The 16,162-nt window shown below is 63.1% G+C and carries 16 protein-coding genes; 8 read left to right on the forward strand and 8 right to left on the reverse strand.

Annotated features, from left to right (window positions below):
* Positions 1 to 352: 352 nt before the first annotated feature.
* The 5 genes from fdhD to moaD all read left to right on the forward strand — a co-directional run bounded on the left by fdhD (position 353) and on the right by moaD (position 4,695).
* The gene (fdhD, locus tag DPV79_RS17255; protein WP_027792470.1) at positions 353 to 1,222 is read left to right on the forward strand and encodes a formate dehydrogenase accessory sulfurtransferase FdhD; all 870 of its coding nucleotides are present in this window, start codon (positions 353 to 355) and stop codon (positions 1,220 to 1,222) included.
* Positions 1,222 to 2,436 carry a molybdopterin molybdotransferase MoeA gene (locus DPV79_RS17260; protein ID WP_113046023.1) on the forward strand — a complete coding sequence of 405 codons (1,215 nt, stop codon included), beginning with the start codon at positions 1,222 to 1,224 and terminating at the stop codon, positions 2,434 to 2,436. The genes fdhD and DPV79_RS17260 overlap by 1 nt, the downstream gene beginning before the upstream one ends.
* Positions 2,437 to 2,641: 205 nt before the next feature.
* Entirely contained in the window at positions 2,642 to 3,766 is a 1,125-nt protein-coding gene (moaA, locus tag DPV79_RS17265) for a GTP 3',8-cyclase MoaA (protein ID WP_113046058.1), read from the forward strand.
* Positions 3,767 to 3,812: 46 nt separating this feature from the next.
* Entirely contained in the window at positions 3,813 to 4,385 is a 573-nt protein-coding gene (locus tag DPV79_RS17270) for a molybdenum cofactor biosynthesis protein MoaE (protein ID WP_113046024.1), read from the forward strand.
* Between the two features lie 52 nt (positions 4,386 to 4,437).
* Entirely contained in the window at positions 4,438 to 4,695 is a 258-nt protein-coding gene (gene moaD / locus DPV79_RS17275; RefSeq protein ID WP_021157913.1) for a molybdopterin converting factor subunit 1, read from the forward strand.
* Positions 4,696 to 4,881: 186 nt separating this feature from the next.
* On the opposite strand, the gene DPV79_RS17280 is transcribed toward moaD, so the two are convergent.
* From DPV79_RS17280 to DPV79_RS17300, 5 genes are all read right to left on the reverse strand, one after another.
* Entirely contained in the window at positions 4,882 to 5,166 is a 285-nt protein-coding gene (locus tag DPV79_RS17280) for a helix-turn-helix domain-containing protein (protein WP_244321770.1), read from the reverse strand.
* 864 nt (positions 5,167 to 6,030) lie between these two features.
* Entirely contained in the window at positions 6,031 to 6,381 is a 351-nt protein-coding gene (locus DPV79_RS17285) for an H-NS histone family protein (RefSeq protein ID WP_059485994.1), read from the reverse strand.
* A gap of 376 nt (positions 6,382 to 6,757) precedes the next feature.
* Positions 6,758 to 7,789 carry an extracellular solute-binding protein gene (locus DPV79_RS17290; protein WP_021157909.1) on the reverse strand — a complete coding sequence of 344 codons (1,032 nt, stop codon included), beginning with the start codon at positions 7,787 to 7,789 and terminating at the stop codon, positions 6,758 to 6,760.
* Positions 7,786 to 8,637, reverse strand: coding sequence for an ABC transporter permease (locus DPV79_RS17295; protein ID WP_113046025.1), 852 nt, complete (start codon positions 8,635 to 8,637; stop codon positions 7,786 to 7,788). The genes DPV79_RS17290 and DPV79_RS17295 overlap by 4 nt, the downstream gene beginning before the upstream one ends.
* On the reverse strand, positions 8,624 to 9,469 hold the full coding sequence (locus DPV79_RS17300) for an ABC transporter permease (RefSeq protein WP_113046059.1): 846 nt from the start codon (positions 9,467 to 9,469) through the stop codon (positions 8,624 to 8,626). Before DPV79_RS17300 ends, DPV79_RS17295 begins: the two co-directional genes overlap by 14 nt.
* A 662-nt stretch (positions 9,470 to 10,131) precedes the next feature.
* Here DPV79_RS17300 and DPV79_RS17305 point away from each other — a divergent pair.
* Complete coding sequence (locus DPV79_RS17305) at positions 10,132 to 10,584, forward strand: GNAT family N-acetyltransferase (protein WP_048028446.1); 453 nt, start codon at positions 10,132 to 10,134, stop codon at positions 10,582 to 10,584.
* Positions 10,585 to 10,599: 15 nt separating this feature from the next.
* Positions 10,600 to 11,619: an AraC family transcriptional regulator gene (locus tag DPV79_RS17310; RefSeq protein WP_113046026.1), complete on the forward strand. Its 1,020-nt coding sequence runs from the start codon at positions 10,600 to 10,602 to the stop codon at positions 11,617 to 11,619.
* A gap of 156 nt (positions 11,620 to 11,775) precedes the next feature.
* Here DPV79_RS17310 and DPV79_RS17315 read toward each other — a convergent pair whose 3' ends face one another.
* Entirely contained in the window at positions 11,776 to 12,177 is a 402-nt protein-coding gene (locus DPV79_RS17315) for a hypothetical protein (protein WP_021157904.1), read from the reverse strand.
* A 416-nt stretch (positions 12,178 to 12,593) separates the two neighbouring features.
* Between DPV79_RS17315 and DPV79_RS17320 the strand changes: the two genes are divergently transcribed.
* Positions 12,594 to 13,517 carry a recombination-associated protein RdgC gene (locus DPV79_RS17320; RefSeq protein ID WP_113046027.1) on the forward strand — a complete coding sequence of 308 codons (924 nt, stop codon included), beginning with the start codon at positions 12,594 to 12,596 and terminating at the stop codon, positions 13,515 to 13,517.
* Positions 13,518 to 13,682: 165 nt separating this feature from the next.
* Here the strand turns inward: DPV79_RS17320 and DPV79_RS43875 are convergent, their stop codons facing one another.
* Together DPV79_RS43875 and DPV79_RS17325 are read right to left on the reverse strand one after the other, a co-directional pair.
* The gene (locus tag DPV79_RS43875; protein WP_133295679.1) at positions 13,683 to 14,066 is read right to left on the reverse strand and encodes a hypothetical protein; all 384 of its coding nucleotides are present in this window, start codon (positions 14,064 to 14,066) and stop codon (positions 13,683 to 13,685) included.
* 236 nt (positions 14,067 to 14,302) lie between these two features.
* On the reverse strand, positions 14,303 to 15,727 hold the full coding sequence (locus tag DPV79_RS17325) for an aminotransferase-like domain-containing protein (RefSeq protein WP_113046028.1): 1,425 nt from the start codon (positions 15,725 to 15,727) through the stop codon (positions 14,303 to 14,305).
* Between the last annotated feature and the right edge of the window lie 435 nt (positions 15,728 to 16,162).

Consider the following 16,162-nt stretch of genomic DNA (forward strand, 5'->3'; position numbering starts at 1 on the left):
ATGCGAATACAAAACGGGCACTCGCATGGCATCGGAGCGTGAATGACGATATCGCGTTTGCAACGATACTCGCAATCGTTCGAACGTGCGCTGAAACTGTGCTGCTTCCGTTGCCGAAGATGTGTGTACGGAAAACACATTTCGCGCCGGCGGGACGTTCAGCTGTACTGCTTTCCGCACTGCGGCGCTGTACATCGGGCGCACTGTTCATCCCCGTTAACATCCGATGCAATGCCTGCCCGCGGCCACGGCGCGCCTCTCGGCCGCGCCCGCCCGGCAGCCCCGATTCCCCTGGTCCGGCGCACGCGCCCGACCCGGCCGGCCCGCCGGCCGATCCGCCTGGAGAAACCGCATGGAGTCCTGCATCCGCCGCGACGAGCCGACCGGCAGCACCGCGTGTCATGTGACACGTCACCGTGCCGGCGAAGTGCGCGACACCGTCGATCGCGTCGTCGACGAAACGCCGGTTGCACTCGTGGTCAACGGTATTGCACACACGGTCATGATGGCGACCCCGATCGACCTCGACGCGTTCGGCCTCGGCTTCGTGCTCAGCGAAGGCATCGTCGAGCGTGCGTCGGACGTGTTCGACATCGAGAGCGAATGCCGGCCCGGCAGCGCCGAAGTGCGCCTGACCGTGTCGCAGCAGGCGTTCATGGCGCTGAAGGCGCACCGACGCGCGCTGGCCGGCCGCACCGGCTGCGGTGTCTGCGGGATCGAAAGCATCGCGCAGCTCGACCTGCACCCGCCGCGCATCGCCGCCGCCGGCGCGGCCGCCGGCATCGGCGCCGACGCGATCGCACGCGCCGCGCGCACGCTGCCGGCCCATCAGACGCTGATGCGCGAGACCGGCGGCATCCACGCGGCCGCCTGGTGCGACCGGGACGGCGCCGTGCTCGACGTGTTCGAGGACGTCGGCCGCCACAACGCGCTCGACAAGCTGATCGGCCGGCTCGCCCGGCGCCGCGCCGACCTGCACGACGGCTTCGTGTTCCTGTCGAGCCGCGCGAGCTACGAACTGGTGCGCAAGGCCGCGCGGGTCGGCATCCCGATGATCGCGACGATCTCGGCGCCGACGTCGCTCGCGATCGACGTCGCCCGCGAAGCCGGCGTGCGGCTGCTGGGCTTCTGCCGCAACGACGGCTTCGTCGAGTACGTGTCGCCCGACGCCGTTCACCCCGACCAACCGGCGCTTGCGCAAGCACACCCGGACTTCTCCTGATGAAACCACTGACCGATTTCGATACCGCGCAGCAGCATTTCGCGAGCGCGTTCGCGCCGCTCGGGGCCACCCTGTCCGTCCCGGTCGCCGAAGCGGCAGGCCACGTGCTGGCCGCGCCGCTCACCGCCGTGCTCGACCAGCCGCCGGCCGACCAGAGCGCGATGGACGGCTACGCCGTGCGTCACGCGGATCTCGCACTCGGTGAGCCGCTGCACGTCGCGCAGCGCTGTTATGCGGGCGACATGCCGGCGCCGCTGGCCCCGCGCACGGCCGCGCGCCTCTTCACCGGCAGCCTGATTCCGCCCGGCGCGGACACCGTCGTGATGCAGGAGCATGCGCACGAGCAGGACGGCCGGGTCGCATTCGACGCGCCGCAGCGCAGCGGTTCGCACATCCGCCGCCGGGGCGAGGAAGTGCGCGCCGGTGACCTCCTCGTGCCGGCCGGCGTGCGCATGAGTGCGATGCATGTCGGCGTGGCCGCCGCGCAAGGGTTCGCGCGTATCGACGTGCGTCCGGCGCTGCGCGTCGGCATCCTGACGACCGGCGACGAACTCGTCGCGTGCGGCCAGCCGCGCGCGCCGCAACAGATTTACAACAGCAATGCGCCGATGCTCGGCGCGCTGGTCTCGGGCACCGGCGCCGAGGTCGCGATGAGCCTGCATGCGGCCGACACCGCGCCCGCCGTCGATCGCGCGCTACGCGATCTGCACGCGGGCTGCGACCTGGTGATCTGCGTCGGCGGCGCGTCGGTCGGCGACAAGGATCTGCTGCGCCCCGCGCTCGACGCGCTCGGCGCATCGTTCATCGTCGCCGGCGTGCGCATGAAGCCCGGCAAGCCGGTTGCACTCGCGCGGCTCGACACGCGGCCGGTGGTGCTGCTGCCCGGCAACCCCGGCGCGGCGATGACCGCGTTCGCGCTGTTCGTCGCGCCGCTGATCCGCCGCCTGCAGGGGCGCGCCGCACGCCTGCCGACCGTGCCGTCGCTGCCGATCGACGGCGACTTCGAACCGGACGCGCAGCGCGAGCGCTTCGTGCGCGTGCACTGCACGGTCGGCCTCGACGGCATGCCCGTCCTCGATACGCTCCGCCAGCAAGGCGCCGGCACGCTGCAGTCGCTCGTGCAGGCGAGCGGGCTGGCCCGGCTGCCCGCCGGGCGACGCATCGCGAACGGCGACGCGGTACCGTATTACGAATTCGCGCCGTGGCTCGCATGAGCGCGACGCCCGACACGCGCCCGCTGCCGCTACCGCGCGTGCGTCGCGCGTCCCGCGCCGCGAACTGTATTCCTGCAATTCGGGCGCGATTGTGTCCCTGCCGGAAAAACCCGGCGGACTATCCTCACGATGAGGCTCGTCACGCGCCGTGCGCCGCCATTTCGGCATGCGCACGGCCGACCGGCGCCGCCCCTTCGCTTACTTCATGCAGGCCGACGAACCGATCGTGAATGCCATCGTTTCCGCCGCGCCGGCCGCCGCCGCAGCTTCCGGCGGCGCATCGCCCGGCGCCTTCCCCCGCCCGACCGACACGCTCGGCCGCCCGCTGCGCGACCTGCGCCTGTCCGTCATCGACCAGTGCAATTTCCGCTGCGGCTACTGCATGCCGCGCGAAAGCTTCGGTGCAGACTATGCGTTCATGCCGTCGTCCGAACGCCTGTCGTTCGCGCAACTGGAAAAGATCGCCCGCGCGTTCACGTCGCTCGGCGTCGAAAAAATCCGCATCACGGGCGGCGAGCCGCTGCTGCGCCGTAACCTCGAAGCGCTGATCGAACGCCTCGCCGCGCTGACGACCGTCGACGGCAAGCCCGTCGAAATCGCGCTGACGACCAACGGCTCGCTGCTGGCCGCGAAGGCGCGTTCGCTGCGCGACGCGGGCCTGTCGCGCGTGACCGTCAGCCTCGATGCGCTCGACGACGCGATGTTCCGCCGGATGAGCGACGCCGACGTGCCCGTGTCGCGCGTGCTGGCCGGCATCGAGGCCGCGCAGGCGGCCGGGCTCGCGCCGGTCAAGGTCAACGCGGTGATCGAGCGCGGTGTGAACGACGGCCAGATCCTGCCGCTCGTGCGGCACTTCCGGCATACGGGCGTGGCCGTGCGTTTCATCGAATACATGGATGTCGGCGGCGCGAGTTCCTGGTCGGGCGACAAGGTCGTGCCGGCCGCGCGGATGCGCGCGCTGATCGATGCGCACTATCCGCTCGTGCTCGTCGGCGAACCGGCGCACGATGCGACCGCGATCCGTTGCGCGCACATCGACGGTGCAGGCGAGGTCGGCTTCATCGCGAGCGTGTCGCATCCGTTCTGCGGCACCTGTTCGCGCGCCCGCGTGTCGGCCGACGGCACACTCTATACGTGCCTGTTCGCGACGCAAGGCACCGACCTGCGGCCGTGGCTCGACGAAGCAGCGTCGAGCGCCGACCTCGCCGCCGCCGTGCGCGATCGCTGGACGCACCGCGACGATCGTTATTCCGAGCGCCGGGCCGCGCGGCCGGCCCGCGTGCCGGGCAAGACCTATCCGACCGTGCGCATGTCGCTCGTCGGCGGCTGAGGGCCGCCGCGCGACACCGCACGCGCCGCCAAATGGAGAACCAGTCATGACGACCTTCACCGAATCCCCTGCCGGGCTGCCGGACGATCCGTTGCGTGCCGACGGCCACCCGCCTCCCGTCGATGCGGCCGACCCGCACCACGAACCGCCGCCCGCGATTACCGCCGGCTTCGAAGTGCGCGTGCAGTACGCGCCGATCGACGCAGGCGCGGAGCTTGCGCCGATCGTTCGCAATCCGAATGTCGGCGCGGTCGTGAGTTTTCTCGGGGTCGTGCGTAACGAAGGTGATGTCGACGATGTCGTCGCGCTTGAGGTCGAGCACTACCCGACGATGACCGAGCAGGCCCTGTGGAGCATCGTCGAGGAAGCCAGCGCGCGCTGGCAGCTCGAAGCGGTGAAGATCGTGCATCGCGTCGGGCGCATCCCGCTCGGCCAGGCCGTCGTGCTGGTCGTGGTGGCCGCCGCGCATCGCGCGTGTGCGTTCGATGCGTGCGAATTCCTGATGGACTTCCTGAAGACCCACGCGCCGTTCTGGAAGAAGGAGATCAGGCACGACGGCGAATCCGGCTGGGTCGAAGCGAAGGCGCACGACGACCAGGCGATGCGGCGCTGGGGCTGAGCCGGTCCGCCGCGCGTTTTCCGATTCCGCCGACTCCATTCAAGACATCGCAATGAAACTGACGATCAAATACTTCGCAAGCATTCGCGAACAACTCGAGCGCGACGAGGAAACCGTCGAGGTCGACGCACGCGAACTCACCGTCGACGCGCTGCGCAGCACGCTGGCCGCGCGCGACGCCCGCAGCGCGGACGCGCTGCGGATGGACCGGCCCGTGCGCGCGGCCGTCAACCTCGAGATGGTGACGGGTGAATTCGTCGTGCGGGAGGACAGCGAGGTCGCGTTTTTCCCGCCGGTGACGGGCGGGTGACGTCGCGACGGGCGGGATCACTCCGGTGCCGGATACGGGCCGGCGCGCGGCGGCTGCTTGCCCTTCACGATACCGATCCCGGGTTCCGTCAGCCCGATGCGTACGCGCAGATGCCGTCCGGTTCCGCAGGCAACACGCATCATCGCAATCGGCCCCGACCAGGACAGGCCCGTCGCTGGCAATGTTTCACGAACGGGGTTCGGCCCGACGAAATTCGGACGGCGACATGCTCTCCCAGCGGATGAGTGCACGGCGGAAATTCCCGAGACTGTCGTAGCCGAGCAGGAATGCAATTTCCTGCAGGCTGAGCTTGCCCGCCTTCACGCGCTCAACCGCCAGCGCGTGGCGCACGCTTTCGAGGATCTCGCGATACGACGTTCCGTCGTCGGCCAATCGCCGGTCGTCGCGACGATTCCGCCGCTTTGGCACCGGCTGATGACTCCCAAGGGACTTGCATGGGATCGCATCCATGCGACGGAACCGGAACGACGCCTCGCGGCCGACGCCAATTCGCGGCCGACGCCAATGCGCGCAGCGGTATGACGAGGTTCGCGGCCGCGACGTGATTCAAGCTTCGCGCGGGCACGACCATCACGGCGCAGCGGATATTGCCAGCACCGTTGTCGGTCCGGGCCAAGCTCACATGCGATCCCTCGCGGAATCACTTCATGCAACGGAAGAGAACAGCTTACGTCCCTGACTCCGAGAGGCCGGACTTTAAAATGCGTCTTCATCGGCATCGCGGAGAACGAGATTTTGCCCTACGCTCTAACGTGAGCGAAATTTCCAGGAGATCACTTGCGAGTACTTGCGCCTGTTTCGCTTGCTCCGCGTGGCGCTTGAGGTCGTCCAACGGCGGACCCAAGTGATCCTCCGTTCCACCCATGAAAATCAAAACCGCAGCGTTGGCATGGGCGCGGGCACGCGCGGCGTGGAACTGCGCTTTCCGGACACGTGAGCCGATCAGGTCTATGTGAGCGCGAGTGCTCGGAAAATGCGCGGTCGGCAGCCTCGAGTGCCGAACTTCGAGACTTTCGAGTTCGGAGACACTCGCTTCCGCTCTGACGGCAGAAATGGTAGCGGCGAGGACCACATCGGCCCCGCTCGGATCCTCGACAAGAACGCTCGACGATTGAGGGCCGATTGGCTTGCGATTCGCCGTGGGAATGCAACTCGAAACCCGAGCACGAATGCGTCCCGACGCAACGCGAATTCGGTCGAGCAACAAGGATATGGACATGGCAGGGCACAAGCCTATGCATGAACCGGACCGGCACTCAGCGGCCAACGACCGTATTCGGGATGATGCGTGACGACGGACGATGGCATGGCAAGTCAACTCAGTGCATCGGCTGCCGATGATGCCGCCGGCTCCGCGATCCGATTCGACCGGTGGATCAGAAACTGCTCCCTTGCTCGGCCAGCGATCCACCGAGGCTCTCGTCCCCGCCCGCTCCATAAGGCACCGGACTCCGGATCACGATACTTTACCGTGGCCGGGCCGCGACGCTTGCCGCGACGCAGCTTGAGCTTGCGCTCAGAGAACAGGTCCTCCGGCATCAGGTCGAATTCCTCGATCAATTTTTGTATTTCCTTGACCGCACTCGCCAATTCCTGAGTGCGAGCAAGCTCAGCCTGCTTTTGAAGTTCCTGAATCTGCTCTTTCAAATCACGGTAGCTTTGCATATCGTATTCTCGAAGAGAAGAGAGCCAGGCACTCGCCTTGGTTCTCGGATGTTGCGATCATTAAATATAGGTGTGCGAATTATATGAATCAGACGCACCACACCCGTATGGCATCAAAAGCGCGATCGAGAGCGGGATCGCGAACCGCCTGCGCCGAGATCTCGCGAGTCGCCGAACACAGGCAGGGCCGGCGACAGATTACCGGCTCCGTGCCCTGGTGTTCGATCCCCGCTGGGGACGACGACCGCATTGGGTGATTCGGGCAGAGGCCGAGGCAGTGGCTGGCGCGCTTGCGCGGCGCGCCTCGTTCACGATCGACTCCGTATCTGCCAGAGCGGATCTGGTCATCCGGGACGCCATCGACGTTCAGCGCGCTTCATTGATTTCCCTTCAGCTTCAGCCAGACCTTGTTACGCAGTTGAATCGCTGCAGGTGAACACATCTTGTAAGGCTTGAGTCGATCCTTATACTGCTCCGGCGTCTTGATCGCAGGATTGTCATGCAGTGCAGGATCGATGTAGCGCTCCGATCCGGTAATCTCGTTGCTGTACCGTAGCGCGTTCGTCACCAGCGCGATGTTCTCGGGTCGCATCATCCAGTCGATGAACTTGTAGGCCGAGTCGACATTTCGCGCTTTTGCCGGAATAAGCAGGCTGTCCATGAACAGTCGGACGCCCTCTTTCGGATACACGAATCGGATAGTCGGCAAGCGATCCTGGGCCCGCGCAGCCGCACCGTTCCAGACGTGCTGAACGATGATTTGCCTGGACGCGAGACGATCGACCGTTCCGTCGTTGCTATAGGTCTTCACGAATGGTTTCTGCTTCTGCAGCACGTCGAGGACGCGTTTTGCATCGTCGGGGCGCTCGGTGCATTCATCCTGTCCCAGATACCAGCTCGCTGCCATGTACAGTTCCTCCTCGACGTCCAGATCGCCGACCTCGCCGCGAAGTGCGACGGGGGGCTCGAAGAACGACTTCCAGCTATCGTCGAGGCGTCCGCCCGGCACACGCGCGCTGTCGTAAGCAAACCCGGTCAGGACGACCGTGAAGGGCATCGCGTAGTCCCGCTGAGGATCGAACGACGGATGACGGTACTCGGGCTTGATGTTTGCGACATTCGGCAACTTGCGCTTGTCGAGCTTGAGCAGAAGGCCGGACTTCACGAGCACCGGAACGTAGTAGTCTCCGGCGACCACAACGTCGTACCCCCCTCCTCCTGCCTGCAGTTTCTGGGTCAGCGCTGCATCGCTCGCATAGGTGTCGAGTGTCGTCTCGATGCCGGTATCAGCCTGGAACTTCTTGAGCAAATTGACAGGCAGGATGTTCGGCCAGCTTCCGATATGCAGCTCGGCGGCCTGGGTCGTGACAGCGGCAAGAAGCAACATCGCACCGATTGTTTTTTTCATGCTGTTCCTATTGCGTGGAGATTGGCGTGGTGTATTTCGGACTGCTCGGCTCGGGATCTTCTTTTACCTCGAGCACCTATGATCCAGACTACCGTCAGTTGTATTGTCGAGAGGCCGATGACGACGGTTGACACCGCGCTGACCTTGGGTGTGATTCCGATCTTCAATGCACCGAAGATATACATCGGCAATGTGGTCATGCCGGCGCCGGCGAGAAAGTAGCTGGTGACGTAATCATTCATCGACGCGACGAATGACAGCAAAGCCCCCGCGATGATGCCGGGTAGCGCCAAAGGCGCGGTAATTTGCCGAAATGCAGCCCATGGCGTGGCCGACAGGTCCGCGGCCGCCTCGAGCAGCGTGCGATCGATCGTCTTGAGTCTGGCTCTGATCGGCAGATAGGCAAGCGGCACACTGAACACCACATGAGCAAACAGAACGGCGCCGAATCCAAGCTCTGACTCGAACATCGAGAACAGCATCATGGTCGCGATCGCCAGCACGATTTCAGGTATCGCGAGCGGAAGCGCAATGACGAGTCCGACCGAATCGAAACCACGCCGGTCACTTCTCGACCACCAGGCGACCGCCGCACTCGTCGCGAGCGTGGTGGAGAGCACCGTCGACGCCAGCGCCAGCAACAGCGAATTCTTCACAGCGCGGACCAGTGTCGGATCGGACCAGGCCTCAACGTAACCTCGAATGCCAAACCCGTCCCATATGAGGGCCGACGGGCCGACGTTGAAGCTCATCGCCATCACGGTCAGCATCGGCAGATAGAGGAACACCAGCACCGCGCACGCGATCGTTGCGGTCAGCGGAAACCGGCGCAGTTCAGGCGAAATCATGAATGCGCTCCTGCCGCTGGAACAGCGAACCGAGTCGAGACGCGAGCATCGCCAGAAGCACAGCGGCGAGCAACGCGAACGACATCGCGGCGCCCAAAGGCCAGTCCCGTCCGCCGGCAAACTGGAAGTCGATCAGATTGCCGATCATGAAAGCGTGGTTACCGCCGAGCAGACCCGGGATCGTATAGGAACCCAGCGCCGGAACGAAGACGAGCCCGATTCCTGCCATGATGCCCGGACGGCAACACGGTACGACGACATGGACCAGTACCGCCGGCTTGTGTGCCCCCAGATCGTAGGCCGCTTCGGCCAACCGCCAGTCGAAGTCATCAAGCGCAGCGAAGATCGGCAGGACCATGAACGGCGTGAACGCATAGACGAGACCGATCAGCGTCGCAAGATCGGTGTAGAGCAATCCGAGCGGGCCATGCATGAGGCCGGCTCGGGACAGCATCTGATTCAAGAGGCCGTCGTCCGCAATGACGATGATCAATCCGTACATCTGGACGACGACGCAGGTCCAAAACGGGATCGTGATCAGGATCAGCAACGCGGCCTTCCACTTCAGGGAGCGCGTCGCCATGAACAGCGCCGTCGGGAACCCGATCAGCAGACATCCCGCGGTGGTCAGTACGGCCATGGTCATCGACCTGATGAAAATGGCGAGATAACCCTGCTGAAGGACGCGTCCCCCATCCCAGTCCCGATCGAAGACAATCCGCTCGTATGCGCCGGCAGTGAAGTCGCCCCACGAGACGCCGCCGAAGTCGCGCGGTGCACTGAGCGAGACCACTGCCAGAACGATCATCGGAAGGACAACGCCCGCGATCATGACGAACGCCGTCGGGCTGGCCATTGGCCGCCATGATTTCAGCAGATTGAGTATTCGGACTCGGCGCACTGCCAACTACCTCAAATCATTCAGTTCGATTGGCAAGAAGCGTACCAAATCAATGGCATCATTTATAGTCGGCATGTGTGCCGATCACGCCAATGTGTTATCCCTGTGTGCCATTTCCATTATAAATTTGAGGAAATGTATTTTATTGCGGATTATTTCATATATAGAAATTCCCGCGCTCGAGTCTTACTGAGGGCGCCATCCACAATATTCGGGGCTAACCGAATATTTCGTCTAAATATTCGGTCACGGTGCACAGCGCCATGCGCCGACGCCAAACCGATAATTCGCGGGGTGTGCGACGACGTCGCCGGCAGAATCGCTTGACTCCAGCCTCCGGAGCGAACGCGTGGATGCCACGGTTTCCATGCAGCCCCAACTGCTCCATAACGAACAACAAGCGACGCACTTCAACTGGATCAATAACACTCACAACAATTCTGTTGACGGATGTTCGTTATAGTGCTCCGTTGACCAGCACGGCTATCTGACACCCGCGATCACGTTCGTTGGAGAATTTGCAAAAATCGTGAGATAGTTATCCGAGTTTCGCCACGTAAATTTCACATAACGAGAAGAGAGACGGTAAAAACATGGCCACTGCTGAGCAGCTAGAATACCGACCGATGACTGAGCGCGACGTCGGCGCTTTTTATGATGTGCGATTCTCCGTGAGCGAGAATAGAATCCATCCCCACCAGGTTCATCTTCTGAACCGCAACCTCCTGATCGAGAAAATCAGGCAGGGCGGTGGCTGGATCTGTGAATGTGGCGACGAGGTCGCCGGGGTCTGCCTGCCGGTCATCACCGAGACGCCGTTCATCTCGGCCTTGTTTGTGGCACCGCGGTTCCATGGTGTCGGCATCGGCCGCGAGCTGCTTGCCCGTGCGCTTGCATGGCTGAAAGACAAGGGAGTGAATCATGTCACCCTTGTGACCGATCCAGGCTCGCGGGCCGATGGCTTTTACCAGCGTCTTGGGTGGAAGCGCGGCGAATTGGACGAGTACGGGTGTCAGGTCGTATTTACAAAGTTGCTTGTGGACTAGAATCCAAGGAGTCGAATGAAGCCGGTAGCCGACGCGATTCGCCGCACTGCTGCGCAATGTCCAGCGCCACTGCACACCATCTTCATCACGCTCGATTTGATGAAGCGCATGGGTGTTCCGGTCGACGTCCTGCTGAAAGGCACCGGCATTTCTCCTGCAGACATCGAGCGGCCCGGTGCAATGGTGACGCATGCACAGGAAATGGTCCTGTTTGCGAATGCGCTGGAAGCGACCGGCAACAGCGCGATCGGACTGCATATCGGATATGCGATCCCGGTGACGTCGTACGGCCTGCGCGGCCACGCAATGCTGGTGAGCCCAACGTTGGGCGATGCGCTGCGCATGGGCTTCGAGCACCCGTTGCTCGGGATCAGTTATTTCAGAATTCGGATAACCACAATAGGCGAGACCGCGAGGATTATAGTCGGCGGCTATACCTATCGTACCGACCTGCTTGTCGTAAATACCGACATGGTATTTACCGCTTTACGTCGACAGATACGCGATTTGATCGGACACAATCCCGCTTTTTCCAGAATAGGGTTTGTTTTTCCCGAGCCGCCACACGCGAGTTCTTACGCCGAATATTTTGACTGCCCCATCGAATTCGACGCCAACGAAAATTACCTCGAATTCAGCTCATCGGTGCTGGAGACTGCCCTTCCGCTCGCCCATCCGATCGAATTCGAAGTCGCAAGGAAAGCATGCGCCAAGCGTGAATTTGAACTGGCGCACTGGGTTCCTTCCGACCTCATCGGGCGGCTGCTCGCTCTTATGTATGACGACCCTACGTGCCAGGATATCGCGGAACAATCCAGAAAGCTTGGAATGTCAATGCGAAGTTTGCAGCGGAAGCTTCAGGAAATGGGGACATCGTTTAGCGACCTGTATGATATTGTCCGACAAGATCTGACGTCGCGGTATCTTGCGGAAAAGGAATACACAATCAAGGAGATAGCAGCCAGATTGGGGTATAAGAATTCCTCCGCATTCAGTCGGGCAATGAAACGATGGTCAAGATTGTCACCTGAATGATCGCGACATTTCCGAAGAGGCGCCCGTCACGGGGGCCGTCTTCCTGCTTCTATCAAACATCGGGTTTCTCACCGAGTTCTGACCTCGCCCCTTACGCCGCGACACAGACGGCATTCGTCAGCGGATTTCCTGGCGTGCTCCGATGAAACGGACGAGCTATCCGAATACCCGCGCCCATACCGCCCGAAGGCGTCGCGCGCGGTCTTCGAGGAGATAGGAGGCCGCCAGCGTCAGGAGACCTGAAATTGCGCCCGTCACGATGTGCTCGAGATAGGGGATGCGGTAGTGGCTCGTGTGCGAGTAGGCGTCTCCCAACGTCGTCAGGCAGCCGACGATCAGCGCATTGCCGTATCGATGCGCATAGAGTTTCGCCACGGGTGTGAACGTCAAAAGGACGGCCAGGAGTCCCGTAAGCAGACCTGTATGAAATGCGATAGTCCAGTGGGCAACGCTCATGATGTTGCCCCAGCTCCCCGGCATGCAGGTCATGCACGCACTGGTCGGCTGCCAGAAGCGCTGGATAAACAGTCTGACGCGGTGCTTCCACTCGGTTGACATGATGCATTCCCGTCGATGCCGTTGTCATGGCCAACGCCGCCATACGTATCGTTGAAGCAGTTTCCACACCCTTCAACGAGCTTGCTGCCCCCGTCCTGGACGGGCCGGCCGTCGGCCAGAGAGGCAGAACAATAACCCGGACATGGGGGGAATACTACTCCACGACCAGAGGGCCGCTGCTTCGACCGAGGCCGGCATTCGACGCTCGCGTCTGTCGGTGCGATCCTGTCCATGACGGGCATCGGGCATCGGGCGTCAGGCTTTCGCGCGAAGTCGCCGTCCGGCGTCGACGGTAAATTCAGCCGGTCCATGCGACAGCGCGATGGAATCGTTCAGCCGGTGTATCGACGTTTGATGCCCTGCCTGGCCGGCGAACGTCCCCGTCATATAGAATGATGCGCTTTGCCCGTACGCCCATGTGGTTCAAGAATCTTCAGCTTCATCGTCTTCCGGCTCCCTGGGCCGTTACCCCCGACCAGATGGAAGCCTGGCTGGCGCCCTACGCGTTTCAGCCGTGCAACAGCATCGAGATGCAGCGCTTCGGATGGGCGTCGCCGCGTGACGACGGCGCGCTTGTGTATTCGAACAACCGGCAGATGCTGCTGGTGTTTCGTTCGGAAAAGAAGCTGCTCCCGGCGTCGGTCATCAATCAGGTGACCAAGGCCCGGGCGCTCGAGGTCGAGGAGCAACAGGGCTTCAAGGTCGGACGAAAGCAGCTGCGTGAACTCAAGGAGCAGATCACCGACGAACTGCTGCCGCGCGCGTTCAGCATTCGCCGCGATACTCGCGTGTGGATCGATACGGTGAACGGCTGGCTCGTCATCGATGCGGCTTCACAGGCGCTCGCCGACGAGATCCGCGGCCTGCTCGTCAAATCGATCGACCAGTTGCCGCTCGCCGGCGTTCAAGTGGCGCATTCGCCGGTTGCCGCGATGACGGAGTGGCTGCTGTCCGGCGAGGCGCCGGGCGGATTCACCGTGGACCAGGACGCCGAGTTGCGTTCGAGCGGCGAAGGCGGCGCCACGGTGCGATACGTCGGCCACGCGCTGGAAGCGAGCGACATGCGCCGGCACATCGAGGCCGGCAAGCAATGCATGCGCCTCGCGATGACCTGGAACGACCGGATCTCGTTCGTGCTGACGCCATCGCTGACGATCAAGCGCGTGACGCCGCTCGACGTGATCAAGGAGGCGGCGGATCCCACCGCGCAGAACGACGATGAACGCTTCGATTCGGACGTCGCGCTGATGACGGGTGAATTGGCGCGGATGCTCGCCGATCTCGTCGAAAGCCTCGGGGGCGAGCAGCAGCACGACTCGATTCAAAAGGCAGCCGCCTGAACGCCGTCGGTTGTCGCGGATCATGGCTCGGTGACGACGAGGCTTCGCGCTGACGCGATGTTTCGAGGAGACCTGTCCCCGCGCCGGCGACGGGTCGCACCTCACTGACGATCGTCGGGATCAGTCGTCAACGACGACCGTTTCCGGTTCGACTCCCGACATTCATCAAGATACCGAAGCAACATCTATCGCCGGCTTGCGACAAGAGTCGCTGACGCGAGTTCTCCACGATTCGCGATTAGATTCGGCAACAGACCGGAAGAGCAAAGCGAGGCAGCGCTCGACGCGAAGCGGTGTGACAAGGCCGCGGCCCAATGCTTCTTCGAGCGAGTGCTCCGCACCGAACAAGATCGTCACCGATCCGGAGCTCGCAAGAGTGAGCATGTTTTCGTCAGAACGGCTGCGCGCATGAACAACCGCGCCGAGAACAGTCATCCGCCCAAGCGCGAACTCAAGCGACGCATGCGCAGCTTTCGACTGCCGGGGCGGAAGCAGGCATTCCTGCCGTGCTTCGCTCCGATTCGCCAACACTTCGCGTTCAGTCGTCATTTGCCGCGGGCTTCACGCCACCGCAAGCAACTTCGCGACGCGATTCGAAACCCGGCGCCTTTTCACCGGTATTACCCCGAATCCGTGCGGCGACGCCTGCATGGCAGCTTCAACAGTGTGGTGTTGTCCTGCCAACGCCAACGTGGCAAAGCTCATCGCACTCCCCCGCCAAACCAAAAACAAAGCCGGCCCCAAGCCGGCTTCGTCATGCCCCCTCGAGCAACAACACGCCCCCGTCACTTCATGCAAGCCGAGACGAGCTTCCCCACCGCAATCACCGCCTGCTCGATCTCCGGCGACCACGGGCTGCTGTAGTTCAGCCGGATGAAGTTCCGGTAGTTGTCCGTGATCGAGAACATGTAGCCGGGCCCGATCGTGATGCCCTGCTCCAGCGCGAGCTGGTACAGCCGCATCGCGTCGACCTGCGCGGGCAACTCGACCCACAGCACATAACCACCCGCCGGGCTCGAGATGCGCGTGCCTTCCGGGAAGAACCGCGACACCATCGCCCGCATCAGGTTCGCCTGCTGCGCATACGCCTTGCGCAAGCGCCGCAGGTGATGCTCGTAACCGTCGCGTTCGAGAAACTCCGCGATCGCGAGTTGCGGCAACGACGGCGTCGCAAGCGTGTTCAGGAATTTCAGCTTCTCGACCTGATCGCGATAACGGCCCGGCAGCGCCCAGCCGATCCGGTATGCGGCCGTCAGGCTCTTCGAGAACGACGAGCAATGCAGCACGATCCCGTTGCGGTCATACGACTTCAACGAACTCGGATGCGCATCGCCGAAATACAGTTCGTTATACACACCGTTCTCGATCAGCGGCATTCCGGCCTTCGTCGCGAACTCGACCAGTTCGCGCTTGCGTTCGTCGGGCATCTGGAAGCCGAGCGGGTTCTGGAAGTTCGGCATCACCATGCATGCGGCGATCGGCTGCGACTTCGCGATCGCGGCCAGCGCCGCGATGTCGATCCCGTATTCCGGATGCGTGGCCACCTCGATCGCCTTCATCCCCATCCGCTCGATCGCGTGCAGCATCGCGTAGAACGTCGGCGATTCCACCGCGATCGTGTCGCCCGGCTTCGCCACCGCCTGCAGGCACAGGTTGATCGCCTCCGTCGCGCCGACCGTCACGATGATCTCGTTCGGGTCCACCGACATCCCGTTTTCGAGGTAGCGCCGTGCGATCTGACGGATCAGCCGCGGATGCCCGGGCGGCAATCCGTCCGTCACGCCCCACAGCGACTTGTCGCGGCCGGCCGCGTACGCATAGCGGTTCAGCTTCTCGAACGGGAACAGGCTCGGGTCCGGGTACGGCGAGCCGAGCGGCACGGCGTCGTCGGTGCCGATCGAACGCAGCGTCGACAGCACGAGCCGGCTCACGTCAACCGACGACGAGATCGCGATCGGCTTCGACGGCCGCAGCTCGCGCACCGGCGCATGGCCGTCGTCGCGCCGCAGGTTCACGAAATAGCCGGACTGCGGGCGGCTTTCGAGCAGCCCGCGGCTTTCCAGCAGCAGATACGCGTGCAGCACGGTCGTGATGCTGATCCGGTGCTGCTGGCTCGCCTGCCGCACCGACGGAATCCGGTCGCCGTGCCGGTACACGCCCTGGCGGATCAGGCGCTCAATGTCGTCCGCGAGTTTTTCATAGAGTTTCATCGGGTGCCTCCCGCCGGCCTGCGCAGCCGCCCCGCCCCGCTGCGCTCATCCGATACGCACGGGTTCCGCCCGTCGGCCGGGCCATCGTGATTCCTGATCTTTCCCTCCGGTTTTGCCTTTTCCATCGCACTGGCTCGCTCTTGAAGATGCGCCAGCAGGGTTCCGGTACGACTGGATCTGCGGCACTGTGCCCTTGATGCTGGAATCTTAAGAGCAGAACAGTTGGCGACGAGTGCACACATCGTTCGCGCGAACAAGAGTACAGTTCGGCGCGAATCGCGCATCGTGGGCGAACTGTACGTCTTATGAAACGGCCGGGCCGCCGCAAGCGGGGCACAGCGTGGCCGGATCGGCCCGGAACGCCCGCCGCACGGCCTTCCGCCCGGCTGCATCAATTGGGGTGCAATACTGTGCGTCCGCTCGGTTTTCATTCCC

The sequence above is a fragment of the Burkholderia reimsis genome, assembly GCF_003294055.1.
Classification (GTDB): Bacteria; Pseudomonadota; Gammaproteobacteria; order Burkholderiales; family Burkholderiaceae; genus Burkholderia; species Burkholderia cepacia.